The organism is Streptomyces sp. SID12501 (assembly GCF_010550245.1).
In the GTDB taxonomy this organism is placed as follows: domain Bacteria; phylum Actinomycetota; class Actinomycetes; order Streptomycetales; family Streptomycetaceae; genus Streptomyces.
This window is the reverse complement of the sequence record NZ_JAAGLU010000007.1, coordinates 23,085-48,583: the sequence shown is the minus strand read 5'-3', so window position 1 is coordinate 48,583 and position 25,499 is coordinate 23,085. Positions and strand designations below refer to the sequence as shown.

Genomic DNA, 25,499 nt, shown 5'->3' with positions numbered 1-25,499 from the left:
GGGGCGCCGGTCCGTTGGGCGGGCCTCCCCCGGTCCCGCCCGAGCAGCATGTCCCGGGGCCTTCGGGGGCGCCACGCGGAGGGGCCCATCGGGCTGAACACACCGGCCCGGGCGAGAGGTCCGGTGCCACGGGCCGGAGGTGTGACAGGGCTGCCTGTGGATAACTCCGGGGCTGTCGGTGCGGGCCCCTATGGTGGACGCAGTGGTCGAGGCGCGACGTACGGGGGACACGACGATGAGCGCGATGAGCGTGATGGGCGGGTCGGGTGTGATGACGGAAGCCGGCGAGGGTCCGGGAGCGGTCGGGGCGGAGGGCAGCGAGGCGCTGGCCACGCTGCACCGGGTCTTCGGGTACGACTCCTTCCGCGGCGAGCAGGCAGCCGTCATCGAGCATGTGGTGGCGGGCGGCGACGCCGTCGTCCTGATGCCGACCGGTGGCGGCAAGTCGCTCTGCTACCAGATTCCGTCCCTGGTCAGACCGGGTACGGGGATCGTCGTCTCGCCGCTCATCGCGCTGATGCAGGACCAGGTGGACGCACTGCGGGCGCTCGGTGTGCGGGCCGGGTTCATGAACTCCACGCAGGACTTCGACGAGCGGCGGGTCGTGGAGGCCGAGTTCCTGGCCGGTGAGCTGGACCTCCTGTACCTGGCTCCGGAGCGGCTGCGTCTGGAGTCGTCCCTGGACCTGCTCTCCCGCGGGAAGATCGCTGTTTTCGCCATCGACGAGGCGCACTGTGTCTCGCAGTGGGGGCACGACTTCCGGCCCGACTACCTGGCGCTGTCGCTGCTGGGCGAGCGCTGGCCGGACGTCCCGCGGATCGCTCTCACGGCGACGGCCACGCACGCGACGCACAAGGAGATCACCCAGCGGCTGGGCATGCCGGACGCCCGCCACTTCGTGGCGAGCTTCGACCGGCCCAACATCCAGTACCGGATCGTCCCCAAGGCCGACCCCAAGAAGCAGCTGCTGTCCTTCCTGAAAGAGGAGCACGCGGGCGACGCCGGCATCGTCTACTGCCTCTCGCGCAACTCGGTGGAGCGCACGGCGGAGTTCCTGTCCGCCAACGGTGTGCGGGCGGTGCCGTACCACGCGGGACTGGACGCGGGCACGCGTGCGGCGCACCAGTCGCGCTTCCTGCGGGAGGACGGCCTCGTCGTCGTGGCGACCATCGCCTTCGGGATGGGCATCGACAAACCCGACGTCCGGTTCGTCGCCCACTACGACCTGCCCAAGTCCGTCGAGGGCTACTACCAGGAGACGGGCCGCGCGGGGCGCGACGGACTGCCGTCCACGGCCTGGATGGCGTACGGACTGAACGACGTCATACAGCAACGGAAACTGATCCAGGGCGGGGACGGCGACGAGGCGCACCGGCGGCGGTCCGCCGCGCACCTGGACGCGATGCTGGCACTGTGCGAGACGGTGCAGTGCCGACGCAGTCAGCTGCTCGCCTACTTCGGACAGGACCCGGAGCCGGGCGGTTGCGGCAACTGCGACACATGCCTGGTGCCGCCGGAGACATGGGACGGCACGGTCGCGGCGCAGAAGGTGCTGTCGACGGTGTGGCGGCTGGAGCGCGAGCGGCGGCAGAAGTTCGGCGCGGTGCAGATCGTGGACATTCTGCTGGGCCGGCGGACCGCCAAGGTGATCCAGTTCGACCACGACCAGCTCTCCGTGTTCGGCATCGGCGAGGAACTGGCCGAAGGCGAATGGCGCGGGGTCGTACGGCAGATGCTGGCGCAGGGGCTCCTCGCGGTCGAGGGGGAGTACGGGACGCTGGTGCTGACCGAGGAGAGCGGGTCGGTGCTGCGGCGCGAGCGCGACGTGCCGATGCGGAAGGAACCGAAGAAGGCGGCGACCGCGAAGTCGGCCGGTGGCGGCGGCCGGGGCGAGGGGAAGGCGAAGGCAGCGGCAGCGGCGGCCGAGTTGCCCACGGAGCTGCAGCCGGCGTTCGAGGCACTGCGGACCTGGCGTGGTGAACAGGCCCGTGAGCAGGGAGTCCCGGCGTATGTCATCTTCCACGACGCCACGCTCAGGGAGATCGTCGGCGTCTGGCCCGAGTCGGTCGCCGAGCTGGGCGGAATCAGCGGGGTGGGCGAGAAGAAGCTCGCCACGTACGGGGAGGGAGTGCTGAAGGCGCTCGCGGCGCTGGGCGGGGCGCCGGTGTCCGGAGCGGGGCTCGTTACCGGCTCCACGGGCAGCGCCGGCGAGGGCGCGAAATCCGGGCCGGGACCGGACCGGACGGGGCCGGACGACTGGCCCGAGATGGAGATGGAGCCCGAGCCGGAGGACTGGATGTAGCGGGTGGAGGGGGTGGAGGGGGCCGGATATCGGGAGCGCCCGGGGCGGGGCTGGAGGCGTGTCCGTTTCTCTCTCCCGGCGCCGGATCGCCCGCCCCGCCGGCTGCTCCCTGCTGCTCCCCGGCGCTTCGCTCAGCTTGCCGGAGCGATTCGGCCCGTCACCTCGCCCAGGCCTACACGGGTGCCGTTCGGACCCGGGGCCCAGGCGGTCAGGGTGACCTCGTCGTCGTCCTCCAGGAAGGTGCGCTTGCCGGTGGGGAGGTCGAGGGGGGCGGTGCCGTTCCAGGTGAGTTCGAGGAGGGAGCCGCGTTCTCGTTCGGTGGGGCCGCTGACCGTCCCTGAGCCGTAGAGGTCGCCGGTGCGCAGGGACGCACCGTTGACGGTCATGTGGGCGAGTTGTTGCGCGGCCGTCCAGTACATGGTGGAGAAGGGGGGCTCGGAGATGGTGTGGCCGTTCACGGCGACGGAGATACGGAGGTCGTAGCCGCCGGACTCCTCCTCGGCGTCGTCGAGGTAGGGAAGCAGCGGGTGGGTGCGGGCGGGCGGGGCGATGCGGGCATCCTCCAGGGCGTCCAGCGGTGTGATCCACGCCGAGACGGACGTGGCGAAGGACTTGCCGAGGAACGGGCCGAGCGGGACGTACTCCCAGGCCTGGATGTCGCGGGCGGACCAGTCGTTCAGGAGGCAGAGGCCGAAGACGTGGTCCCGGAACGCGGACAGGGCCACGGGGCTGCCCATGGACGACGGTGTGCCCACCACGAAGCCGACCTCCGCCTCGATGTCCAGGCGGACCGACGGGCCGAAGAGCGGGGCCGGGTCGGTGGGGGCCTTGCGCTGGCCTGACGGACGTACGACCTCCGTGCCGGAGACCACGACCGTGCCCGAGCGGCCGTGGTAACCGATCGGCAGGTGCTTCCAGTTGGGGGTCAGCGAGTCCGCGGCGTCGGGGCGGAAGATCTGTCCGACGTTCCGGGCGTGGTTCTCGGAGGCGTAGAAGTCGACGTAGTCCGCGACCTCGAAGGGAAGGTGCAGCGTCACCGAGGAGAGAGGGTGCAGGAGCGGGGCGACGGTGTCCTGGTGGGACGGGACGGTTACCCAGGCCGTGAGGGCGCGGCGGATGTCGGACCAGGTCGTGCGGCCTGCGGCGAGAAGGGGGTTGAGGGTCGGGCGGGCCAGTACCGAGACGTAGGGCGAGCCGAGTGCGGCGGCTGCGGCGCCCGCGTCCAGGACGTGGTCGCCGAGACGGACGCCGACCCGGCGCTCCGTGGAGCCGGCCGGGGAGAACACACCGTAGGGGAGGTTGTGCGGGCCGAAGGGGTCGCCCTCGGGGACATCGAAGGGGGGCATGGGGTGCTGCCTCGCTCTCGTGTGGCCATGTGGTCGCGCCACAGGTTACGGGTGAGTTGTGGGCTCAGGGCAGTGTTCCCAGTGTCTAAAGAGTTCGTAATGTCCGGATAAGCCTTGTCCGGAGTCTGTGATTCCGGCTTAGCGTCCTTTGGGGGACATGGACGGGGTGGGGCCGGTCCGTAGGGGGGACACGTGGGGGGACCCGTGGCCAGGAACAGCAGTGTGCCGTTTTCGGCCGACCAAGCCGTGCCGGCGCTGATCGTGAAGTTCGGTGATTATCCGCTGCACCACGGAGGCGTCGGGGCGATTCGCAGCCTGGGGCGGCTGGGCGTTCCGATGTACGCGATCACCGAGGACCGTTACACGCCCGCGGCCTCGTCGCGCTATCTGCGGCGCGCGTTCGTCTGGCCGACCACCGGGACCGAGGAACCGGAGCGGCTCGTCGAGGGGTTGCTGCGGGTCGGGAAGCGGATCGGGCGCCCCGCTGTCCTCGTTCCCACGGACGAGGAGGCGGCCGTACTGATCGCCGAGCGGCAGAAGGAACTCGGCGACGCCTTTGTCTTCCCGCGTGTGGAAGCGGGACTGCCGCGTCGGCTCGCCAGCAAACAGGGGCTGCACGAGTTGTGCGTGGAGCACGGGATACCGACTCCGGCCGCCTCCTTTCCGCAGTCGTACGACGACATCGAGCGGTTCGCGCGGACGGCACGGTTCCCGGTGGTGGCCAAGAACCGGGAGGCGTTCGTGCGGCGAGCGCGGCCCGCCGTCAACGGCACCACGCGCATTGGGAGCCGGGAGGCGCTGCTGTCCCTGGCGCGCGACTGGGGTGAGCGTCCCGGCGTGATCCTTCAGGAGTACCTGCCCCGGGAGGAGGCCGAGGACTGGATCGTGCACGCCTACTTCGACGCGGACTCGAACCCGCGCGCGTTGTTCACGGGCGTGAAGGTCCGTTCCTGGCCGCCGCACGCAGGAATGACGGCAAATGCGTACGTCGTCGACAATCCGGAACTCGCGGACCTCGCCGCGCGTTTCATCAAACAGATCGGCTTCACCGGAATCATCGACCTCGACCTGCGCTTCGACCGGCGCGACGGACAGTACAAGCTCCTCGACTTCAACCCACGGATGGGCGCCCAGTTCCGGCTCTTCGAGAGCGAGTCGGGGGTGGACGTCGTCCGGGCCATGCATCTCGATCTGACCGGGCGCACCGTTCCGGAGGGGGAACAGCGCGCAGGGCACCGGTACATCGTGGAGAACATCGACCTGCCGGCCCTCCTCGCCTACCGGCGCAGCGGCTATACGACGCCGCACGCGCCGACCCGGGCGAGCGGGACGGAACTGGCCTGGCTCGCGGGTGACGACCCGCTGCCGTTCCTCACGATGCTCGTCCGCTTCGTGCGGCCGGGCGCGAAGCATCTGTACCAGCTGTGGCGGACCAGCCGTCGTGGCGGTGGCTGACGACAGGGAAACAACAGAGCAGCACGAAGTGGCGAAGCAGCGTCCTGGGGAGGGACTTCGTGAATCATCCGGTAGCGGTTATCGGCGCGGGACCGTTCGGTCTGTCCACCGCCGCGCATCTGCGGGCGCGGGGCATCCCGGTGAGAGTGTTCGGCGAGCCCATGGTCAGCTGGCGGGACCACATGCCCGCCGGGATGCTGCTGAAGTCGACACCGGCGGCCTCCAGCATCGATGCCCCGCAGCATGGTCACACCCTGGCGGACTACTGCGACGCGGCGGGGGTGCCCCGGCTGGTCACGGACGAGGACATCATCCCGGTGGAGACCTTCATCGCGTACGGCGAGTGGTTCCAGCAGCGGCTGGTGCCCGAGCTGGAGCGGGTGCGGGTGGTGTCCGTCGACCGACGGCACAAGGGCACCGGCAGCTATGGCGCGAGCGGTCACGGCAGTGGTGGTGGCTTCGAACTCAAGCTGGACTCGGGCGAGTTGTTCACCGCGCGGGCGGTCGTGGTGGCGACGGGGCTGTCCGGGCTCGCGTATCTGCCCCCGGAACTGGCCGACGCCGCGCCGGACGGGCCCTCGCCCACGGGACCGGTGTCCCACAGTTCGCAGCACCACGACCTGGGCCGGTTCGCGGGCCGTGAGCTGATCGTCGTGGGCGCGGGCCAGTCCGCGCTGGAGACGGCGGCGCTGGCGGCGGAGGCGGGGGCGCAGGTGCGGGTGGTGTCGCGGGGGAGTGGTCGCGTCGCCTTCGGTGCGCCCCCGTGGCAGCAACCGAGGCTGCGGCCCGAGTCGCCGTTCGGCAACGCGTGGTCGCTCTGGGCCCTCACCTACTACCCGCACCCCTACCGCTACCTCCCGGCCAGGGCCCGCCACCACTTGGTCCGCCGGGTCCTCGGACCGCTCGGGGCGTGGTGGCTGCGCGACCGGTTCGAGGGGAAGGTGCAGGTGAGTGAGGTCGCGCGGATAGTCCGGGCGGGGGTCACGGGGGCTGCGGGGGACACGGCGGACCAGAGGGCGGCCGAGGCGCAGGGCGTGAAGGGGGCGAAGGGCGCCAACGGCGTGACGGAGGCGAACGGTTCGGGGAGCGGAGTGGGCTTCGTCGGCGAGCGACCGGTGGTGACCGTGCGGGAACTCGACGGCCGTACGAGGGAGTTGTCGGCCGACCATGTCATAGCCGCGACCGGCTACCGCGTCGACATCGCCGCGATGGACTTCCTCGGGCATGAGCTGCGTACGGAGCTGGCGGTGAGCCGGGGGACGCCGAGGCTCGGTACCGGGTATGTGTCCTCCGTACCCGGGTTGTACTTCACGGGGTTGCCGGCGGCCGCTTCGTACGGGCCGGTGATGCGGTTCGTGTGCGGTACGGAGTTCGCGTCACCGCGGCTGGCGGGGCATCTGGCGGCGGCGCACGGGTAGGGCGCGGGTGGGGCGGAGGCGGGGCACGGTTCTGGTCTGCCTGGTCTGCCTGGTCGGTCAACGCGTACCGCGCTCGATCTTGTGAACCAGGGGTTCGCCGCATCGCGTCGTCGGGCTGCTCGTGTCGTCCTGTGCCAGTGCCTGCGGCCGGAACCGGGGCAGGCGCCGGGGCTGTTGCTGCCGGGAGACCGAACGTCGTCCGGTTCGGACGGAGACCGATGGGTCGAACGATCCGTATTCTCTGGATCATGGCCGCTCCCACCGCATACGCACTGATCGCCACGGACCTGGACGGAACGCTCCTGCGTGCCGACGACACGCTCTCCGACCGGTCGCGGGCCGCGCTCGCGCGTGCCACGGCCGCGGGCGCCCGTCATCTGGTCGTGACCGGACGGCCGGCTCCGAGAGTCCGGCCGCTGCTCGACGACCTCGGCGCCGGGGGGCTCGCGGTGTGCGGGCAGGGGGCGCAGGTGTACGACGCCGGCGCGGACCGTCTGCTGTGGTCGGTGACCCTGGACCAGGAGCTGGCGGAGACCGCGCTCGGAAAGATCGAGGCCGAGGTCGGGCAGGTGTACGCCGCCGTCGACCAGGACGGTGTCGACGGGCTCACGCTCATCGAACCCGGGTACCTGATGCCACACCCGACGCTGCCCGCCGTACGGGTGCCGCACCGGGACGATCTGTGGACCGCACCCATCAGCAAGGTGCTGCTGCGCCATCCGTCGCTGTCCGACGACGAGTTGGCGTCGGCGGCGCGCGGAGCGGTCGGTTCCCTCGCGACGGTCACCATGTCGGGGCCGGGCACCGTCGAACTCCAGCCATGCGGCATCACCAAGGCGACGGGGCTCGCGCTGGCCGCCGAGTATCTCGGGCTGACCGCGTCCGCCACCATCGCCTTCGGCGACATGCCCAACGACATCCCGATGTTCGACTGGGCTGCCCACGGGGTCGCCATGGCCAACGCCCATCCCGAACTCAGGGCCGTGGCGGACGAGGTCACCCTCTCGAACGAGGACGACGGGCTCGCGGTGGTGCTGGAGCGGCTGTTCGGGGGCGGGCCGGGCCGGTAGGAGACCCGGGCCGCTTACCGACCCGGGCTGTGTACCGCGACCCGGGTCCGCCTAGTAGGCCCCGAACACGTTGTCTATCGACCCGTACCGCGCCGCCGCGTAGTTGCAGGCCGCGGTGATGTTCGCGATCGGGTCGTAGGGGTCGTACGCGGTGCCGGCGACGTGGTACGCGGCGAAGGTCGGGTCGATGACCTGGAGGAGGCCCTTGGAGGGGGTGCCGGCTGCCGCGTTCGAGTCCCAGTTGTTGATGGCGTACGGGTTGCCCGACGACTCGCGGATGACGTTGCGGTAGATGCCGTCGTACGTTCCGGGGATTCCGTTCTGCGCCATGATGTCGAGCGATTCGCGGATCCAGCCGTCCAGGTTGTTCGCGTAGTACGTCGTCGTCGATGACGTCGCCGACGTTGCGGCTGATGCCGTCGTCGCGGTCAGGAAGGGGATGGCCAGGGCTGCGGCGGCCGTTGTGGTGATGGCGAGTGTGCGTGTGAGCGCGAGCGGGCGGCGAGGGGTTCTCGCGCGGTGGTGCCGGCCTCGTACGGGCATGGTGGGTCCTCTCCGGCGCCTGCGAGGTGAGCTGTCGGGTTCGGGCGGGAGATGCCCGGCCGGGCGCGCTGTCGGCGCACGGCTTCACCCCTAGCCGCTCCGGCGTGAATGTCCGGACCGGCGGCTTACCTGGGTCCCCCGCTCCTGCCTGCGTGAGTCATGTGTGGGTGGGTGGGTCGTCTGCTCTGCGGGCGGTGGCAGGATTCGGCGGTCCGCCCGGCGTGGCGCGAAACGTATGCGAGAGCACACGGATGGAACAAGGGGCGGAAATGCAGGACTTGCCCATTTGGGGCGCCTATTAGGGATAAAACGGTCAGGCGGTGAAGAGTGGGTGGAGGGCAACTTGCCTTTTGTGAATGGGGAGTTTGTGGAGTGAGGGTGATGGGGGGTTGTTTGTGGGCGTGACTCGAATCACGGAGTGGGGGTAGTCGTGATGCGAGTTGCATGAGCAGGCATTTTGCGGTTTTTAGGGATTAATGGATGTTCATGTCCGTTGTGAGAATGGAACCTCTTGCGCGATGCGCGACGTTGTCTCGGTGACGGCCGCGGCGAAGGGCGGGGATGAGGTGATGTATGCGCGTGTGGGCTCACTCGCCGGATGCGGGATGTTTATAAATGTCCATGCTTTGGACTGATCAAAAACATTCCGGTCGTGATCCGATACCGCCTGGCCTGGACGGGCGGGCGCTCGCGGTGATCGAAACATGACCGGATACGCTGACTTGAGTGATGGCAGCGATCTATCGACACACCGTGTGACCGCCAGTAGACACCAGCAGACAGGAGATCCCTCGTGACCGTCGTCGGGCCGTTCGGGCTGAGCGTGCGGGACCAGGCTCTCGAAGCCGATGTCCAGGCCGGATTGGCGGCTGTCGAGGAAGGGTTGCTCGAAGCCACCAAGAGCGAGGTCCCCTTCATCACGGAGGCCGCGCAGCATCTCGTACGAGCCGGCGGGAAGCGGTTCCGGCCACTGCTCGTGATGCTCGCGGCGCAGTTCGGGGACCGGCACGCGCCGGGGATCGTGCCGTCCGCGGTGGTGGTGGAGCTGACCCACCTCGCGACGCTGTATCACGACGACGTCATGGACGAGGCCGAGGTGCGGCGCGGGGTGCCCAGCGCCAACACGCGCTGGGGCAACTCCGTCGCGGTCCTCACCGGGGACTTCCTGTTCGCGCGCGCCTCGCACATCCTTGCCGACCTCGGGCCCGAGGCGGTCCGGGTACAGGCGGAGGCGTTCGAGCGGCTGGTGACCGGGCAGATCCTGGAGACGGCCGGGCCGACGGACGGGCGGGATCCCGTCGAGCACTATCTGGACGTGCTGGGCGGGAAGACCGGGTCGCTGGTGGCCGTGGCCTGCCGGTTCGGGGCGATGATGTCCGGGGCCGACGACAGTGTCGTGGACGTGCTCACCCAGTACGGGGAGCGCCTCGGGGTCGCCTTCCAGCTCGCCGACGACGTGCTGGACATCGCGTCCGACTCGCACGAGTCGGGGAAGACGCCGGGGACCGATCTGCGGGAGGGCATTCCCACGATGCCCGTGCTGCGGCTGCGGGAGCGGGTGGCCCGGCTGGGGCTGGCCGAGGATGTCGCGTTGTGCGAGCTGCTGGACTCCGACCTGAGTGACGACGCCCGGCACGCGGAGGCGTTGGCTCGGCTGCGGGCGCATCCGGCGTTGGAGCAGGCTCGGCGGGACACGGTGCGGTATGCGGAGGAGGCGCGGGCCGCGCTGGCGCCGTTGGTGGAGTGCGATGCGAAGGCCGCGTTGCGGGAGATGTGCGATGCGGTGGTGCATCGGGCCGGGTGATGGGGTCGCCCTCGCCCAGCCCTCCCCCAGAGGGGGGACCCCGGACGGGCTGGATGGTGCCGACCGGCGCTGGATGCGGTGACCCCTACGGGTCAGGGGAGGTTTCGGCTCCTCATGTCATCCCGTAGCAGTACACGGAGTTGAGCCCAAGGTCTGACGATTCCCCCTCGCCGATTTGGTGAGATGGAAACCACCACTCCTCACCGGTTCGGGTGAGAATGGCGGCTCGGGGTGGACAGTGTGGGACGGACAGCCGCCGCCGACGACGGAGGTAAGGCACACATGGCACCGTACGAAGAGGCCAAGGCCGGGAACCGGATCGAGGCCGAGATCGAGGCCGAGGACGTGCCGTCCCGGCGCCGCAAGGCCGCGCGGTACGCCGCCCCGGCCGTGGTGATCGGTCTGACGGTCGCGACGATCGGGCTGGTACCGGCGTTCGCCGGCTCCGGTGACCCCGATCTGCCGAAGATCAGCGCGAAGGAACTCATCGAGAAGATCGCGGCGTCGGACGTACAGCAACTGTCCGGCACGGTGAAGATCAGTACGGATCTGGGGCTGCCCGACCTCGGCGGTCTGGAGAGCGGACTCCTGTCCGGCGGACTCGGCGGGGGCTCCGACGGCTCGGGGTCGGCCGCCGATCCGAGCGCCAAGCTCCTGGAGCTGGCCACCGGCACGCACACGGTGCGGGTCGCCGTCGACGGCCCCGACAAGCAGAAGCTGTCGTTGCTGGAGAAGGCCGCCGAGTACAGCGTCATCCACAACGGCGACGAGGTGTGGGCGTACGACAGCGCGTCGAACGAGGCCTACCACGCGACGGCCCCCGCCTCCGAGAGCGGCAAGGACAAGAGCAAGGGCAAGGACCGGATCCTGCCCGGCGACGACACGACCGCCACGCCCGGCCAGCTCGCCGAGGAGGCACTGAAGGCGGTCGACGACACGACCTCCGTGACCGTCGACGGCACCGCTCAGGTCGCCGGCCGTGACGCGTACAAGCTGGTCATCAAGCCGAAGGCGGCCGGGTCCACGGTCGGGGCGATCAGTATCGCTGTCGACTCGAAGACCGGGACGCCCCTGAAGTTCACGCTCACCCCGGCGAGCGGCGGTGCCGCCGTCGTGGACGCCGGCTTCGTCGACGTCGACTTCGGCAAGCCCGCCGCCTCGACCTTCGACTTCACCCCGCCCAAGGGGACGAAGGTCACCGAGGAGGGCGCGGCGGAGGTCCCGCACGATGTTGCCAAGGGCGGGGCGGACTTCGACAGGAAGTTCGACGGGAAGCTCGACAAGAAGCTGGATGAGGACCTCAAGGGGTTCGAAGGCCACGAGGGTGCGCCGGACGGGCTCGAAGGCGATGGCGGCAAGGTCATCGGCGAGGGCTGGAACTCCATCGCCGTGTTCGACTCGGGGACCGAGGGCGGCGGTCTGCCGTCGGCCGACAGCTCGTCCGAGGCCGGTGCGTTCGGCGGGTTCCTGGACTCCTTCGGTGACAAGGTCTCGGGCGACTTCGGCTCCGGCACGGTCTACAAGACCCGCCTGATCAACGCCCTGATGACGGACGACGGCAAGCTCTACGTCGGCGCCGTCACGAAGGACGCACTGGTCAAGGCGGCCAACGCGGCCGAGTGACTCCCGTACGGGAACCGTCGTACACGCATGACGATTGAAGGAGCCCATGGAGGAACCGTCCGCCACGGAGCCGCAGAAGGTGGACCGGGATGACGACGACGCGGTCATCGTCACCCGCGCCCTCACCAAGCGCTACCGCGGGGGACAGCTCGCCGTCGACGGTCTCGACCTCACCGTCCCGGCGGGCAGCGTCTTCGGTTTCCTCGGGCCCAACGGCTCCGGCAAGACGACGACCATCCGCATGCTGATGGGCCTGATCGATCCGACGTCGGGCACGGCGCGGGTGCTGGGGCGGCCGATGCCCCGCGCCACCCGCGCCGTCCTGCCCCACGTCGGCGCGCTCATCGAGGGGCCTGCGCTGTACGGGTTCCTCTCGGGCCGCGACAACCTCGCACGGTACGACGCCGCCGACCCGACCGCCGATCCACGCACCCGGCGTACACGCGTCGCGACGGCGCTGGACCGGGTGGGCCTGACGGCCGCCGCAGGCAAGAAGGCGAAGGCGTACTCGCTGGGCATGAAACAACGGCTCGGCCTCGCGGCGGCGCTGCTCCAGCCCCGCCGACTGCTCGTCCTCGACGAGCCGACCAACGGGCTCGATCCACAGGGGATGCGCGAAATCCGTTCCCTGGTCCGGGAGTTGGCATTGGACGGCACGACTGTCTTCCTTTCCTCCCACCTTCTCGACGAGATCGAACAGGTCTGTTCGCACGCGGCCGTGATGGCGCAGGGACGGCTGATCACCCAGGGCCCGGTCGCCGAGTTGGCCGCCGGAGCCCGCGGCAGGCTGGTCGTGACGACGCCCGACGCGGCGGACGCGGCCCGCGTGCTCAAGGAACAGGGCGTAGGCGACGTGGTCGTGACCGAGGACCGGGACCGGGTGACCGGTGAGGTGCCGGAAGGCGACCGTGAACTGGCCGATCTGAACGCCGCGTTGGTCGACGCGGGAGTGCGCGTCCGGGGCTTCGGCGTCGAACGGGCCTCCCTGGAGGACGCGTTCGTGGCGCTGACGGGAGAGGGCTTCGATGTCGCGGGCTGAGACGAGCGCCCCCAAGGGGCGCGGGGAACTGCGCGACAAGCCACAACCAAGCGTCAGCCACCGAACGACCTTCCTCGGCACTCTCTTCCGCAACGAACTTCTCACCACGTTCCGTCGCTGGCGCACCCTCGCCCTGCTCGGCGTACTGGCGGCGGTACCGATCCTCGTCGGCATAGCGGTCAAGATCGAGACAGGCGACGGTTCCTCGGCCGGCCCCGCCGGAGGCGGCCCCGCGTTCATCTCGCAGATCAGCAACAACGGTCTGTTCCTGGTGTTCACGGCGCTGGCCGCGACCCTCCCCTTCTTCCTCCCGATGGCCATCGGCGTCATCGCGGGCGACGCGATCGCCGGCGAGTCGAGCGCGGGCACGCTCCGCTATCTGCTGGTCGCCCCGGCCGGCCGCACCCGCCTGCTCCTCACCAAGTACGCGACCACGCTGACGTTCTGCCTGGTGGCGACGCTGGTGGTGGCGATATCGGCGCTCACTGTCGGCGCGTTCCTCTTCCCGCTCGGCGACCTGATGACGATCTCCGGTACGAGCATCAGCTTCACGGAGGGCCTCGGGCGGGCGCTGCTCATCGCGCTGGTCGTCGCCGGGTCACTGATCGGCGTGGCGGCGCTCGGCCTGTTCATCTCCACCCTGACGAGCAGTGGCATCGCGGCGATGGCGACGACCGTCGGGCTGCTCATCACCGTCCAGATCCTCGACCAGATCCCCCAACTGCACGTGCTCCAGCCGTACTTCTTCTCCCACTACTGGCTGTCCTTCGCCGACCTGATGCGCGAACCGGTCTACTGGGACGACCTGGTGAAGAACCTCGGCATCCAGGCCCTGTACGCGGCGGTGTTCGGCGCGGCGGCCTGGGCCCGCTTCACGACGAAGGACATCACGGCCTGAACCCCGGGTCCGCGCCGAAGAACGTCTTCGCGCGGGTGAGCGCGTCGGTGTCGTTCAGTACGTCACCGGGCTTGCTCCCGTTGCCGAGCAGTACCCCGCCGAACCGCATCTCCATGTAGGCGGCCGAGTTGCTGAGCGTACCGACCAGCGGGTCGGCGAACGTCTGCTCCGGGGCCGCGAGGACGGTGACGCCCCACAGGGTGCGCCCGGCGAGGGTGTCCTTGAAGTCCAGGCCGGGCGTGCGCAGCCAGCCCGACCAGTGGTCGAGGTAGCGCTTCACGGAGGCGGACACCGAGTACCAGTACAGCGGCGAGGCGATCACGATGTCCGTGGCCGCGAGCGTGGCGTCGAGCAGGAGAGCCGCGTTGTCCCCGGTGGGACGGACGTGGTCCGCGTCGTGGCGCAGGTCCTCGAAGTCGGGCAGCGGGTGCTCGGTGAGACTCAGCCAGCGCTGCTCGACATCGGCGGGCAGTTGTTCGGCGGCCCTGCGGGCGAGCGCCTCGGTGTTGCCGTCGCTGCGGCTGCTGCCCAGCAGGAAGAGAAAGCTTCGGCTCATGATCGGCCCCCGGTGTGGTCGGCGTACGGTGGGTGCGCGCACAGGGAGTGCGCGCGCACGGCTATTGTATGCGCGCGCAGTATATGCGCGCGCATTGATGTCTGGCCACCTCTGTCCACCCCTGGCCACCCTCACCCTGACCGCCCCGCTACCGGGCCCGGGGTGCCCGCAGCCCTGCCCGTTCCTCCGCCTCCGCCATGACCCGGAGCAGCACCTCCTCCTCGCCGTGCCGGGCCACCACCTGGAGCCCGACCGGGCAGCCGTCCGGGCCGAAGCCTGCGGGGATGCTCGCCGCCGGGTGCCCGCTGAGGTTGAACGCCCAGGTGAGTGCGGTCGAGTACCGGTCGCCAGGGCCCTCGTGCCCGTGCGGCGGATTCGGGGTGGTGGGGGTCAGGAGCAGGTCGGCCCGGCTGAACAGCTCCGCCAGCCGCCGGTCGTTGACCGCGCGCAGCCGGTACGCCGCCGCGGTGTCGCCGACTGCGCGGCCACCCGTATCAGCGCCCGGCGCCCGCAGCGCCAGCCAGGCCGGCCCCGGGTCGTCGAGGCGCACGGGAGTATCGCCCGGCGGTAGCAGCCGTACGACCCCGGCACCGTCGAGCCGCAGCGCGGCGCCGTGCGCGACGAGCGCGGGCCCGGGATCGGTGCGGGCGAAACCGAGGGAGTCGGACCAGACGGCAGTGAGGGGGCGCCGCGAGTACTCCTGGTCGCCGACGTCGGTCATGTCGCCCGCCGCATCCACCGCCCGCCGGTCGACTCCGGCCACGCACCGCCAGTACGCGCGCAGGTCCGCAGCCCGCCGGGCGACCGCACCGGCCGCGCTCAGTCGCGTCCGGTCGGGATGCGGCAGGCGCCCGTTCGTCGACTTGAGGCCGAACACCCCGCACCAGGCGGCCGGGACACGGACGGACCCGGCCCCGTCGGCGCCGGTCGCCAGCGGCACCAGGCCTGCCGCCACCGCCGCCGCGGCCCCGGCCGACGAACCGCCCGGCACCCGGTCCGCCCGCCACGGGTTGACCGTTCGTCCACCGGCGCCAAGTCCCCATGTCTGCCAGGGAGTTCCAGCCCCGGGCGCGGGTACGGACGTGGCGCCCAGCGGCACACACCCGGCGGCGGTCAGCCGTACCGCGTCCGCCGCCCGCTCCCCGTACCGCCCCTTCACCGCGAACGGAACGCCCGCGAGCGGCAACCGCTCACCCGCGGCGACCCGTACGTCGACCTCGCGCGCCCGCCGTACCGCCGCCTCACCCCACACCTCCGCGAACGCGCACAACTCCGGCTCCACGACGGCGATCCGCGCGAGCGCGGCCGTGACGACGTCGACGGCCGTCACCTCCCGCGCCCGGACGGCGGCGGCGATTTCCGAAATCAGGGGATCCGTCATGCCGCATTCTCCTGTGTCCCATCGCGGCAGACGGCGGGGACGGCCAACTCGGCCCGCATGTAGACCGGTTGACCGCCCCCAATATCAGGTGCGCGCGCGGTTACTCCGACAGCTTCCACACGGCGTACGCGGCCGCGTCGCTGTTGCGGTCGAGGGCGGTGTCGTTGATGTTGGCCGTGGTGTCGCAGGACGAGTGGTAGCAGCGGTCGAACGCCAGGCCCGACGTGCCGCCCCACTTGGTCGCCTGCGCCGCCGTCTTGATGTAGTCGGCGCCGCTGAACAGACCGCCGACGGGTATGCCCACGTTCTTGAAGGGCGCGTGGTCGGAGCGGCCGTCGCCCTCGGTCTCGATCTCGGTCGCCACGCCGATGCCCGCGTAGTAGTCCTTGAAGGTCTGCTCGATGGTCGGGTCGTCGTCGTAGACGAAGTAGCCGGGGTTCGGCGAGCCGATCATGTCGAAGTTCAGATAGCCCTTGACGCGCGAACGGTTCGCGGAGGAGAGGTTGTTGACGTAGTACTTGGACCCGACCATGCCCAGTTCCTCCGCTCCCCACCAGCCGAATCTCAGATGCTTTGTGGGCTGGTACTGGGCGCGCGAGACGGCGAGCGCGATCTCCAGGACGGCGGCCGAGCCACTGCCGTTGTCGTTGATGCCGGCGCCTGCGGTCACGCTGTCGAGGTGCGAACCCGCCATGATCACCTGGTTGGTGTCGCCGCCGGGCCAGTCGGCGATCAGGTTGTAGCCGGTACGGCTGGACGCGGTGAACTGCTGGATGGTCGTGGTGAATCCGGCCGCGTCCAGCTTGGCCTTCACGTAGTCGAGCGAGGCGCGGTAGCCGGTTCTGCCGTGCGCCCGGTTGCCGCCGTTGGCGGTGGCTATGGACTGCAACTGGGTCAGATGCGCCTTGACGTTGGCCAGGGGCAGGTCGGGTGCGGCGGCGAGCGTGACGGTCGGCGCGGAGTCGCGGGCAGGGGCCGCGCCGACTGCCGTGCCCGTGGTGAGGAGCGCGGTGGAGGCGAGCACGGTGACGGCCACAGCGGTGGCTGCGGCGCGTCCGGGAACCGAGAGCTTCATGTGGGGGGCTCCGAATTCCTTTGGGAATCACAGGGATTCCACAGTGGATAGGTGCCTGGATGGTGAAGCTCTGGCTAACGGTTCGTCAAGAGCGCTATCTGGACAGGGAGTTCGCATACCGGATGAACATGGACATGACTAATGTTTGTGTGTGCGACAAGTGGCTAGTGCACGCAGTATTCGTTCCCCTCGGGGTCGGTCATCACCACCCACTCCCCGCCCGCCTCCCGTACTTCCCGCAGCACACTCGCCCCCAGCCCCGTCAGCCGCTCGACCTCGGCCGCGCGCCGGTCCGGCCCCGGGTGCAGATCGAGGTGGAGCCGGTTCTTGCCCGTCTTCGGTTCCGCCACGCGCTGGAAGAGCAGCCGCCGCCCGAGCCCGGTCCCGCTCTCCTCCTGGTACGGGTCACCGGGATGCCGTACGGCGGCCAGGTCCCGCCAGGCGCGGCGCCCGTGCGACTCGACGGTCAGCTCGGCCGGTACGGCGCCGAGGCCCAGCAGGCGTTCGACCAGCGTGCTGTGGTCCTCGACCGTGTACGCGAGCGCGGCGGCCCAGAAGTCGGCCTGCGCGTGCGGATCCGCGCAGTCGATGACCAGCTTCCAGTGCACGGGGGTGGGGCCGGGGGCGGGGTTGGAGGAGTCGTGTGCGGGTGGTGTCTGTGTCATGGGGACCACTTATAGCGTGCGGCACTGACAGCAACAGGAGCATCGACGGCTCGCCGACACCGCTGTCAGTGGCGTACGTCCTGCGTGGCCTCCACCACCGGCGGAACGAGGACGGGGTCGGGGACGGGTCCGGGGTCGGCCGTCGTCCTGAGCGCCCGCGCTCCCCGCCGGGCCGCCCGCAGGGCGTCCCACGTCAGCAGGACCAGGGCCAGCCACACCAGCGCGAACCCGGCCCAGCGCTCCGGAGGCATGGCCTCGTGGAAGTAGAAGATGCCCAGGAGGAACTGGAAGACGGGGGCCAGGTACTGGAGCAGGCCCAGCGTCGACAGCGGCACCCGTATCGCCGCCGCACCGAAGCAGACCAGCGGGAGCGCGGTCACGACGCCGGTCGCCGCGAGCAGGGCCGCGTGCCCGGCGCCGTGCGCGCCGAAGGTCGCCTCGCCCCGGCCGCCCAGCCACAGCAGATACGCCAGCGCGGGCAGGAACAGGACCGCGGTCTCGGCGGCCAGCGACTCCACCCCGCCCATGTTGACCTTCTTCTTCACCAGGCCGTACGTGGCGAAGGAGAAGGCCAGACAGAGGGAGATCCAGGGCGGCCGGCCGTATCCGATCGTCAGGACGAGTACGGCGGCCAGGCAGACGCCGACCGCCGTCCACTGCACCGGCCGCAGCCGTTCCTTCAGTAGGAGCACGCCCATGGCGATGGTGACGAGCGGGTTGATGAAGTAGCCGAGCGAGGCCTCGACCACGTGCCCGGTGTTCACGGCCCAGATGTAGACGCCCCAGTTGACGGTGATGAACGCCGCGGCGACCGTGATCAGTGCCAGCCGGCGCGGTTGCCGCAGCAGCTCACCCGCCCAGGCCCAACGGCGCAGCACCAGCAGGGCGACGCCGACGACGGCGAGGGACCACACCATCCGGTGGGCCAGGATCTCCACGGCCCCGGAGGGCTTCAGCAGCGGCCAGAAGAGCGGGACGATGCCCCACATCCCGTATGCCGCGAAGCCGTTCAGCAGACCTGTGCGCTGCTCGCTCGTCGGCTTGCCGGCCACCGGCGTCTCCCCTCGTACCAGCACATGACCATATGGACGTGCGTCCACGACGGTAACGCCGAGCGCCCCCGGCTGTCATGTTCGTATCGGCATACGGTCATGACAGTCGGGGGCGGGCATCCTCAGGGGCGCCACGGGGGAGTACGCGCCCCTGAGGGGTATGGGTGTGTGAGGGGTCAGGCCTTGAGCGCGGCGGCGATCGACTCGGCGATCGGCGTGGTCGGGCGGCCGGTCAGGCGGGACAGGTCGCCCGGGGTGCCGGCCAGCTGGCCCTGCTCGATGGACACGTCCACGCCCGCGAGGATCGCGGCGAAGGCCTCGGGCAGGCCGACGCCGACCAGAATGCCGGTCAGGACCTCGGCGGAGACGGCGTTGTAGGCGACGTCCTTGCCGGACTGCTCGGACACCTCGGCGGCGTACTCGGCGAAGCTCCAGTTGGTGTCGCCGCTCAGCTCGTACGTCGAGTTCTCGTGGCCCTCGCCGGTCAGCACCGCGACAGCGGCGGCGGCGTAGTCGGCGCGCGCGGCGGAGGCGACCCGGCCCTCGCCGGCGGCCTGGGTGACGCCGTGCTCGAGGGCGACGGCGAGCTGCTCGGTGTAGTTCTCGTTGTACCAGCCGTTGCGCAGCAGCGAGTACGGGACGCCGGACTCGAGGATCGCCGCCTCGGTGCCCTTGTGGTCGTCGGCGAGCGCGGCCGTCAGGGTGCCCGGGGCGCTGGTGTACGCGAGCAGTGCGGCGCCTGCGGCCTTGGCGGCGTCGAGGACGATCTTGTGCTGGCCGACGCGGCCCTTGTCGAACTCGTTGCCGGAGATGAGCAGCACCTTGTCACCGGCGGCTATGACACCGTCGAAGGTCTCCGGCTCGTTGTAGTTGGCGACCGCGATCTTCACGCCGCGAGCCGCGAAGCCGGAGGCCTTGCCCGCGTCGCGCACGACGGCGGTGATCTGGTCGGCCGGAACCTTCTCCAGCAGCTGCTCGACTACGTGACGACCGAGGTGGCCGGTGGCTCCGGTGACGACGATGCTCATGGTGTATCTCCTTGTGGGGTGCGGGCTGGCACTAACCCTAGGAGAAGCGCTAACTTCAGGAAAGTACCCACTTTCAAGTAAGGTACTTACATGGAAGTAAGCGTGGAAGCGAGTGGAGCAGTGAGTACGGCAGCAGGCGGCGAGGCCGAAGCCATGGGCAAGCAGGGTGCGGGCAAGTACGAGAAGGCCGACGCCGAGGGCATGTGTCCGTACCGCCTGGTGCTGGAGCACGTCACCAGTCGCTGGGGTGTGCTCGTCCTCATGGAGCTGCTGGAGCGCCCGTACCGCTTCAGCGAGCTGCGCCGGGCCATCGGCAGGGTCAGCGAGAAGATGCTGACACAGACCCTCCAGACGCTGGAGCGCGACGGCCTGGTCCACCGGGACGCGAAGCCGGTCATCCCGCCCCGCGTCGACTACTCGCTCACCGACCTCGGTCGTGAGGCCGCCGCCCAGGTCAAGGCCCTGGCCGTCTGGACGGCGGAGCGCATGCCGGACGTGGAGCAGGCCCGCCGGACCTACGACGAGGCCCGGGCCGAAAGAACGACCCGGGCCCAGTAGCCACTCGTACCGTTTGTCCGGTCCGTTTATCCGACGACGGTCCAGGTGTCGCCGCCGGCGAGCAGCGCGCCGAGGTCGCCCTTGCCGTTCTGGACGATCGCGGTGTCGAGTTGGTCGGCCATCTGCGTGTCGTAGACGGGCCGGTCGACGGAGCGGAAGACGCCGATGGGTGTGTGGTGCAGGGTGTCGGGGTCGGCGAGCCGGGAGAGTGCGAACGCGGTGGTCGGGGACGTGGAGTGCGCGTCGTGCACGAGCACCTCGCCCTCGTTGTCGGCGGTGACGGCGACCACCTTCAGGTCGCCGGTCGCCCGGTCCCGCACGACACCCTTGGCGCCGTCGGCTCCGAACCGGATCGGCTGCCCGTGCTCCAGCCGGATCACCGCCTCCTCGGCCTGCTGCCTGTCCTTGAGGACCTCGAAGGCGCCGTCGTTGAAGATGTTGCAGTTCTGGTAGATCTCGACGAGCGCCGTACCGGGGTGGGCGGCGGCCTCGCGCAGCACGCCGGTGAGGTGCTTGCGGTCGGAGTCGACGGTCCGGGCGACGAAGGAGGCCTCCGCGCCGATCGCCAGCGACACCGGGTTGAAGGGCGCGTCCAGCGACCCCATCGGCGTCGACTTGGTGATCTTGCCGACCTCGCTCGTCGGCGAGTACTGGCCCTTGGTCAGCCCGTAGATCCGGTTGTTGAAGAGCAGGATCTTGAGGTTGACGTTGCGGCGCAGGGCGTGGATCAGATGGTTGCCGCCGATGGAGAGCGCGTCGCCGTCGCCGGTGACCACCCAGACGGACAGGTCGCGGCGGCTGGAGGCGAGCCCGGTGGCGATGGCGGGGGCGCGGCCGTGGATGGAGTGCATCCCGTAGGTGTTCATGTAGTAGGGGAAGCGGGAGGAGCACCCGATCCCGGACACGAAGACGATGTTCTCCTTCGCCAGCCCGAGTTCGGGCATGAAGCTCTGTACGGCGGCGAGGACGGCGTAGTCCCCGCAGCCGGGGCACCAGCGCACTTCCTGGTCGGACTTGAAGTCCTTCATGGACTGCCTGGCCTCGGCCTTGGGCACCAGAGTCAGTGCCTCGATCGAGCCGGCAGGGGCGCCTTCCGTGGACGTCTCAGCCATCGATGGCCTCCTTGAGAGCCGTGGCGAGCTGTTCGGCCTTGAACGGCATACCGTTGACCTGGTTGTAGGAGTGGGCGTCCACCAGGTACTTCGCCCGGATCAGCGTGGCGAGCTGGCCGAGGTTCATCTCGGGGATCACGACACGGTCGTAGCGCCGCAGCACCTCGCCGAGATTTTTCGGGAACGGATTGAGGTGGCGCAGGTGGGCCTGGGCGATGGACTCGCCCGCCGCCCGCAGCCGGCGCACGGCCGCGGTGATCGGCCCGTAGGTGGAACCCCAGCCCAGCACCAGGGTGTTGGCCTCGCCGGACGGCTCGTCGACGATCAGATCCGGTACGTCGATGCCGTCGATCTTGGCCTGACGGGTACGGACCATCAGGTCGTGGTTGGCGGGGTCGTAGGAGATGTTGCCCGTGCCGTCCTGCTTCTCGATGCCACCGATGCGGTGTTCGAGCCCGGGGGTGCCGGGGATGGCCCAGGGGCGGGCCAGGGTCTGCGGGTCCCGCTTGTAGGGCCAGAAGACCTCGGTGCCGTCGTCGAGGGTGTGGTTGGGTCCCTGGGCGAACTGCACCCGCAGATCCGGGAGTTCATCGACGTCGGGGATGCGCCACGGTTCGGAGCCGTTGGCGAGGTAGCCGTCGGACAGCAGGAACACCGGGGTGCGGTAGGTCAGGGCGATACGGGCGGCTTCGATGGCGGCGTCGAAACAGTCGGCGGGTGTGCACGGGGCCACGATCGGGACCGGGGCCTCGCCGTTGCGGCCGAACATGGCCTGAAGCAGATCCGCCTGCTCGGTCTTGGTGGGCAGCCCGGTGGAGGGCCCGCCGCGCTGGATGTCGATGACCAGCAACGGCAGTTCCATCGACACCGCCAGCCCGATCGTCTCGGACTTCAGCGCCACACCCGGCCCCGAGGTGGTGGTGACGCCCAGCGACCCGCCGAAGGCGGCGCCCAACGCGGCCCCGATACCCGCGATCTCGTCCTCGGCCTGGAAGGTCCGCACCCCGAAGTTCTTGTGCCTGGACAGCTCGTGCAGGATGTCCGAGGCCGGCGTGATCGGGTACGAGCCCAGGTACAGCGGCAGATCGGCCTGTTGACCGGCCGCGATGAGCCCGTACGACAGGGCCAGGTTCCCCGAGATGTTCCGGTAGGTACCGGTGGGGAACGCGGTGGAGGCCGGCGCGACCTCATACGAGACGGCGAAGTCCTCGGTCGTCTCCCCGAAGTTCCAACCCGCCCTGAACGCGGCCAGGTTGGCGGCGGCGATCTCGGGCTTCCTGGCGAACTTCGTGGCCAGGAACCTCTCGGTGCCCTCGGTCGGCCGGTGGTACATCCAGCTCAACAGGCCCAGCGCGAACATGTTCTTGCTGCGCTCGGCCTCCTTGCGGGAGAGCGCGAACTCCTTCAGCGCCTCGACCGTCAGGGTGGTCAACGGCACCGGATGCAGGCTGTACCCGTCCAGCGAGCCGTCCTCCAACGGCGAGGCCGCGTACCCCACTTTCTGCATGGCCCGCTTGGTGAACTCGTCCGTGTCGACGATGATCTCCGCGCCGCGCGGCACATCGGCGATGTTCGCCTTCAGCGCGGCCGGATTCATCGCGACGAGCACACTGGGCGCGTCCCCGGGCGTGAGGATGTCGTGGTCGGCGAAATGCAGCTGGAACGAGGAAACGCCCGGCAGGGTGCCTGCGGGTGCCCGGATCTCGGCGGGGAAGTTCGGCAGAGTCGACAGATCGTTCCCGAACGACGCCGTCTCGGAGGTGAAGCGATCCCCCGTGAGCTGCATACCGTCCCCGGAGTCCCCCGCGAACCGAATAATCACCCGATCGAGGCGGCGTACGTCCTTCACGCCCGCCGGATTGCGCTGCTCTCCCACGACGGCTCCGACGGCTCCGACGTCCGAGCCGGCCTTCTCCGCTGAACTCTCCGCTGGACTGCTGACCTGGCTGGTCACTGAACTGGACCTCCTTCGAGGCGGCGGCCTGGGACCGGTCCTCCCGCGGACCCTCCCAGGATCAACAGTACGTCGGTAAGGGTGGCCTTCCCGGGACCGATCGCATGGTGGACGCCATTTTGAGACGGTACGGCGCCCGGACTTGTCACGATTTCCTGCCCCGCGGTACTGACAGCGTGTCAGATGTCAAGTGGTCAGGTGTTGAGGTAGGTCAGAACGGCCAGTACACGCCGGTGATCGCCGTCGCTGGGGGAGAGCCCCAGCTTCAGGAATATGTTGCTGACGTGCTTCTCGACGGCACCGTCACTCACGACGAGTTGACGTGCGATGGCCGAATTCGTCCGGCCCTCCGCCATGAGCCCCAGCACCTCGCGCTCCCGGGGAGTGAGCCCGGCGAGCACGTCCTGCTTACGGCTGCGGCCCAGCAGTTGGGCCACGACCTCGGGATCGAGCGCGGTACCCCCCTGGGCCACCCGCACCACCGCGTCCACGAACTCCCGCACCTCGGCGACCCGGTCCTTCAGCAGATACCCGACGCCCCGGCTGGACCCGGCGAGCAGCTCGGTCGCGTACCGCTCCTCGACGTACTGCGACAGCACGAGCACACCCAGTCCCGGATGCGATTTCCGCAGCTGTACGGCGGCCCGGACCCCTTCGTCGGTATGCGTGGGCGGCATCCGCACATCCGCGACGACCACGTCCGGAAGCTCGTCCTGCGCGGCGAGATCGGTAATGGTCTTGATCAGCGCGACCCCGTCACCCACACCGGCGACGACATCATGCCCACGGTCGGTCAGCAACCGGGTCAGGCCCTCTCTCAGCAGCACTGAATCCTCGGCGATGACCACCCGTACCCTGTCCTTCACGATTCCCGGCTCCCCACCCTGTCCGAACACCAGGCTCCAGCATCCCAGTATTCGGACGAGGAAGGGGTTGTTGTCGACGGATTTTCCCACCCCCGGGCACATCCGTCCAGCCCGGCACCAGCCAGCCTCCAGGAGCGGGACGGGTAAGGGCGGGTGGTGGGGCGAAACAAACCCGCCCCACCACCCGCCCCCGCTCTCGCCTCACCCCCGCCAGGGCAACTCCGCGGTCACCCGGGTGGGCCCACCCACCGGCGAATCCACCAGCAGAATCCCGTCCACCGCGTCGAGCCGCCCCGCCAACCCCGCCAACCCGGACCCGCCGGAGGCATCCGCACCCCCCACCCCGTCATCCACCACCTGCAGCATCAACCGGTTCTCCACCTGCCACACATCCACCGACGCCCCCGTCGCCCGCGCGTGCTTGCTGATGTTCTGCAGCAGCTCCGACACGGTGAAGTACGCGATCCCCTCGATCGCGGCGGCCGGCCGCTCCACCAGATCCACATCCACCCGCACCGGCACCACACACCGCGAGGCAACCGCGGACAGTGCCGCGTCCAGCCCCCGGTCCGTCAGCACCGCCGGATGGATCCCGCGCGCAAGATCCCGCAGCTCCTGCAACGCCGTCTTCACCTCACCGTGCGCCTCGCCCACCATGCGCGCCGCCGCCTGCGGATCCTCCGTGAGCTTCTCCTTCGCGAGCCCCAGATCCATGGCCAGCGCCACCAGCCGCGCCTGCGCCCCGTCGTGCAGATCCCGCTCGATACGCCGCAGATCAGCGGCGGCGGTGTCGACGACGACCCCCCGGTCGGACTCCAGCTCGACGACCCGCGTCGCCAGCCGCGACGGGCTGAGCAGCCCCTGCACCATCAACCGGTCCACGAGGGTCAGTGCCCGCACGATCCAGGGTGTTGCCATGGTGAACAACAGCCCGACCAGCGCGGTCACCGTGATCTCGAACGGGTTGTCGAGATAGATGCTGTGGGTCTCGTCGCCGTACAGCTGGAGGCCGTCCTGTCCGCCGTGCATCGGGAAGAGCCAGAACCACACCGGATACGTGAACAGCGCCCACCCGTACACCCAGAAGGTCACCGAGATCACGAACGAGAACACCGCCCACGGCATATGCAGCACCGAGTACAGCAGATGCCGCCACGAGGTCCCGCTCTTGAGCACGGCCCCCATCCAGGCCGCCACTCCGGGCTTCCGTCCCCGCACCGGCTCCGGTTCGGCCACGTCGAGCCCGAGCAGTCCGCGCGCCATCTTCCGCTCCAGCACACCGAACCCCAGGCACCCCGCCAGGCCCACGGCCAGCACCGGGATCCCGAGGAAGGTGATGAGGAGAAGCGAGCCGGTGAAGGCCAGGGTGACGGCGTACGAGAACACCAGCACGCTGACCGGCAGGCTCAACAGCACATACCCGAACTCCCGCCAACTGCGCGCCTCGACGGGCGCCCGCAACACGGCCGGCAACCGATGCCGCCGCTCCCCGGTGCCCCCGTCGGCCGTGCCGTGGAATCCGGCCCCGGGGCCGCCCTGCCGCCCGTACCCCTGCCCGTACTCCATGGCCATCGGTCCAGTCCGTTCTGCTAGGTCGACTCATCGGCCAGTCAGTTCAGCCGGCCGGCCAGCTGTATGTATGTCTGGCTGCTCGCAGGTGTCCTGCTCGCCTGTCATCAGCCTGCTCGCACCGGGCGCCACGGACCATGGAGCACGTAGGCGTCTTCCCCCGGGGGTTTTCCCTACCTACGCCC

General features: G+C 69.8%; 21 protein-coding genes and 1 riboswitch. Of the genes, 9 read left to right on the top strand and 12 right to left on the bottom strand.

Annotated features, from left to right (window positions below):
• The first annotated feature begins 253 nt into the window (after positions 1–253).
• Positions 254–2,302: a DNA helicase RecQ gene (gene recQ, locus G3I71_RS09640; protein WP_164313752.1), complete on the top strand. Its 2,049-nt coding sequence runs from the start codon at positions 254–256 to the stop codon at positions 2,300–2,302.
• Positions 2,303–2,433: 131 nt separating this feature from the next.
• On the opposite strand, the gene fahA is transcribed toward recQ, so the two are convergent.
• Positions 2,434–3,648 carry a fumarylacetoacetase gene (gene fahA, locus G3I71_RS09635; RefSeq protein ID WP_164313548.1) on the bottom strand — a complete coding sequence of 405 codons (1,215 nt, stop codon included), beginning with the start codon at positions 3,646–3,648 and terminating at the stop codon, positions 2,434–2,436.
• Between the two features lie 222 nt (positions 3,649–3,870).
• On the opposite strand from fahA, the gene G3I71_RS09630 reads away from it, so the two are divergent.
• The 3 genes from G3I71_RS09630 (at position 3,871) to G3I71_RS09620 (ending at position 7,591) form a co-directional block, all read left to right on the top strand.
• Positions 3,871–5,103 (top strand): ATP-grasp domain-containing protein, encoded by a 1,233-nt coding sequence (locus G3I71_RS09630; protein ID WP_164313547.1) that lies wholly within the window; start codon positions 3,871–3,873, stop codon positions 5,101–5,103.
• 59 nt (positions 5,104–5,162) lie between these two features.
• Positions 5,163–6,521, top strand: coding sequence for an FAD-dependent oxidoreductase (locus G3I71_RS09625; RefSeq protein ID WP_164313546.1), 1,359 nt, complete (start codon positions 5,163–5,165; stop codon positions 6,519–6,521).
• Positions 6,522–6,769: 248 nt separating this feature from the next.
• A complete protein-coding gene (locus G3I71_RS09620; RefSeq protein WP_164313545.1) occupies positions 6,770–7,591 on the top strand; it encodes an HAD family hydrolase in 822 nt (273 codons plus the stop codon).
• 51 nt (positions 7,592–7,642) lie between these two features.
• Here G3I71_RS09620 and G3I71_RS09615 read toward each other — a convergent pair whose 3' ends face one another.
• Positions 7,643–8,134: a transglycosylase SLT domain-containing protein gene (locus G3I71_RS09615; protein ID WP_164313544.1), complete on the bottom strand. Its 492-nt coding sequence runs from the start codon at positions 8,132–8,134 to the stop codon at positions 7,643–7,645.
• A 3-nt stretch (positions 8,135–8,137) separates the two neighbouring features.
• A riboswitch (cyclic di-AMP (ydaO/yuaA leader) is annotated at positions 8,138–8,304 on the bottom strand.
• A gap of 623 nt (positions 8,305–8,927) precedes the next feature.
• Here G3I71_RS09615 and G3I71_RS09610 point away from each other — a divergent pair.
• The 4 genes from G3I71_RS09610 to G3I71_RS09595 all read left to right on the top strand — a co-directional run bounded on the left by G3I71_RS09610 (position 8,928) and on the right by G3I71_RS09595 (position 13,498).
• Entirely contained in the window at positions 8,928–9,938 is a 1,011-nt protein-coding gene (locus tag G3I71_RS09610; RefSeq protein ID WP_164313543.1) for a polyprenyl synthetase family protein, read from the top strand.
• 282 nt (positions 9,939–10,220) lie between these two features.
• A complete protein-coding gene (locus G3I71_RS09605) occupies positions 10,221–11,561 on the top strand; it encodes an outer membrane lipoprotein carrier protein LolA (RefSeq protein ID WP_164313542.1) in 1,341 nt (446 codons plus the stop codon).
• A 46-nt stretch (positions 11,562–11,607) separates the two neighbouring features.
• A complete protein-coding gene (locus G3I71_RS09600; protein ID WP_164313541.1) occupies positions 11,608–12,600 on the top strand; it encodes an ABC transporter ATP-binding protein in 993 nt (330 codons plus the stop codon).
• Positions 12,587–13,498, top strand: a complete 912-nt coding sequence (locus G3I71_RS09595) for an ABC transporter permease (protein WP_164313540.1) — start codon at positions 12,587–12,589, stop codon at positions 13,496–13,498. Before G3I71_RS09600 ends, G3I71_RS09595 begins: the two co-directional genes overlap by 14 nt.
• Here the strand turns inward: G3I71_RS09595 and G3I71_RS09590 are convergent.
• The 6 genes from G3I71_RS09590 to G3I71_RS09565 form a co-directional block, all read right to left on the bottom strand.
• Positions 13,488–14,054, bottom strand: coding sequence for a flavodoxin family protein (locus G3I71_RS09590; RefSeq protein ID WP_164313539.1), 567 nt, complete (start codon positions 14,052–14,054; stop codon positions 13,488–13,490). The two genes, G3I71_RS09595 and G3I71_RS09590, sit on opposite strands and share 11 nt — an antisense overlap.
• 148 nt (positions 14,055–14,202) lie before the next feature.
• Positions 14,203–15,435: an amidase gene (locus G3I71_RS09585; protein ID WP_164313538.1), complete on the bottom strand. Its 1,233-nt coding sequence runs from the start codon at positions 15,433–15,435 to the stop codon at positions 14,203–14,205.
• A gap of 100 nt (positions 15,436–15,535) precedes the next feature.
• On the bottom strand, positions 15,536–16,510 hold the full coding sequence (locus tag G3I71_RS09580) for a M28 family metallopeptidase (protein WP_164313537.1): 975 nt from the start codon (positions 16,508–16,510) through the stop codon (positions 15,536–15,538).
• 164 nt (positions 16,511–16,674) lie between these two features.
• The gene (locus G3I71_RS09575; RefSeq protein WP_164313536.1) at positions 16,675–17,175 is read right to left on the bottom strand and encodes a VOC family protein; all 501 of its coding nucleotides are present in this window, start codon (positions 17,173–17,175) and stop codon (positions 16,675–16,677) included.
• Between the two features lie 65 nt (positions 17,176–17,240).
• Positions 17,241–18,227 carry an EamA family transporter RarD gene (gene rarD / locus G3I71_RS09570; RefSeq protein ID WP_164313535.1) on the bottom strand — a complete coding sequence of 329 codons (987 nt, stop codon included), beginning with the start codon at positions 18,225–18,227 and terminating at the stop codon, positions 17,241–17,243.
• Between the two features lie 176 nt (positions 18,228–18,403).
• Complete coding sequence (locus tag G3I71_RS09565) at positions 18,404–19,255, bottom strand: NAD(P)H-binding protein (RefSeq protein ID WP_164313534.1); 852 nt, start codon at positions 19,253–19,255, stop codon at positions 18,404–18,406.
• A gap of 153 nt (positions 19,256–19,408) precedes the next feature.
• Between G3I71_RS09565 and G3I71_RS09560 the strand changes: the two genes are divergently transcribed.
• Entirely contained in the window at positions 19,409–19,813 is a 405-nt protein-coding gene (locus tag G3I71_RS09560; RefSeq protein ID WP_164313751.1) for a helix-turn-helix domain-containing protein, read from the top strand.
• Between the two features lie 26 nt (positions 19,814–19,839).
• Here the strand turns inward: G3I71_RS09560 and G3I71_RS09555 are convergent, their stop codons facing one another.
• The 4 genes from G3I71_RS09555 to G3I71_RS09540 form a co-directional block, all read right to left on the bottom strand.
• Positions 19,840–20,925: a 2-oxoacid:ferredoxin oxidoreductase subunit beta gene (locus tag G3I71_RS09555; RefSeq protein WP_164313533.1), complete on the bottom strand. Its 1,086-nt coding sequence runs from the start codon at positions 20,923–20,925 to the stop codon at positions 19,840–19,842.
• Entirely contained in the window at positions 20,918–22,879 is a 1,962-nt protein-coding gene (locus G3I71_RS09550; RefSeq protein ID WP_164313532.1) for a 2-oxoacid:acceptor oxidoreductase subunit alpha, read from the bottom strand. The genes G3I71_RS09555 and G3I71_RS09550 overlap by 8 nt, the downstream gene beginning before the upstream one ends.
• A 194-nt stretch (positions 22,880–23,073) precedes the next feature.
• Positions 23,074–23,745 (bottom strand): response regulator transcription factor, encoded by a 672-nt coding sequence (locus tag G3I71_RS09545; RefSeq protein ID WP_164313531.1) that lies wholly within the window; start codon positions 23,743–23,745, stop codon positions 23,074–23,076.
• A gap of 201 nt (positions 23,746–23,946) precedes the next feature.
• Positions 23,947–25,317, bottom strand: a complete 1,371-nt coding sequence (locus G3I71_RS09540) for a sensor histidine kinase (RefSeq protein ID WP_164313530.1) — start codon at positions 25,315–25,317, stop codon at positions 23,947–23,949.
• Positions 25,318–25,499: the final 182 nt, after the last annotated feature.

Bases quoted from the DNA above. Each gene is read 5' to 3' on its own strand.
- recQ (WP_164313752.1), top strand. From the start codon at position 254: ATGGGCGGGTCGGGTGTGATGACGGAAGCCGGCGAGGGTCCGGGAGCG.
- G3I71_RS09585 (WP_164313538.1), bottom strand. From the start codon at position 15,435: ATGACGGATCCCCTGATTTCGGAAATCGCCGCCGCCGTCCGGGCGCGG.
- G3I71_RS09615 (WP_164313544.1), bottom strand. From the start codon at position 8,134: ATGCCCGTACGAGGCCGGCACCACCGCGCGAGAACCCCTCGCCGCCCG.
- G3I71_RS09565 (WP_164313534.1), bottom strand. From the start codon at position 19,255: ATGAGCATCGTCGTCACCGGAGCCACCGGCCACCTCGGTCGTCACGTA.
- G3I71_RS09580 (WP_164313537.1), bottom strand. From the start codon at position 16,510: ATGAAGCTCTCGGTTCCCGGACGCGCCGCAGCCACCGCTGTGGCCGTC.
- fahA (WP_164313548.1), bottom strand. From the start codon at position 3,648: ATGCCCCCCTTCGATGTCCCCGAGGGCGACCCCTTCGGCCCGCACAAC.
- G3I71_RS09600 (WP_164313541.1), top strand. From the start codon at position 11,608: ATGGAGGAACCGTCCGCCACGGAGCCGCAGAAGGTGGACCGGGATGAC.
- G3I71_RS09590 (WP_164313539.1), bottom strand. From the start codon at position 14,054: ATGAGCCGAAGCTTTCTCTTCCTGCTGGGCAGCAGCCGCAGCGACGGC.
- G3I71_RS09540 (WP_164313530.1), bottom strand. From the start codon at position 25,317: ATGGCCATGGAGTACGGGCAGGGGTACGGGCGGCAGGGCGGCCCCGGG.
- G3I71_RS09575 (WP_164313536.1), bottom strand. From the start codon at position 17,175: ATGACACAGACACCACCCGCACACGACTCCTCCAACCCCGCCCCCGGC.
- G3I71_RS09555 (WP_164313533.1), bottom strand. From the start codon at position 20,925: ATGGCTGAGACGTCCACGGAAGGCGCCCCTGCCGGCTCGATCGAGGCA.
- G3I71_RS09605 (WP_164313542.1), top strand. From the start codon at position 10,221: ATGGCACCGTACGAAGAGGCCAAGGCCGGGAACCGGATCGAGGCCGAG.
- G3I71_RS09595 (WP_164313540.1), top strand. From the start codon at position 12,587: ATGTCGCGGGCTGAGACGAGCGCCCCCAAGGGGCGCGGGGAACTGCGC.
- G3I71_RS09620 (WP_164313545.1), top strand. From the start codon at position 6,770: ATGGCCGCTCCCACCGCATACGCACTGATCGCCACGGACCTGGACGGA.
- G3I71_RS09560 (WP_164313751.1), top strand. From the start codon at position 19,409: ATGGGCAAGCAGGGTGCGGGCAAGTACGAGAAGGCCGACGCCGAGGGC.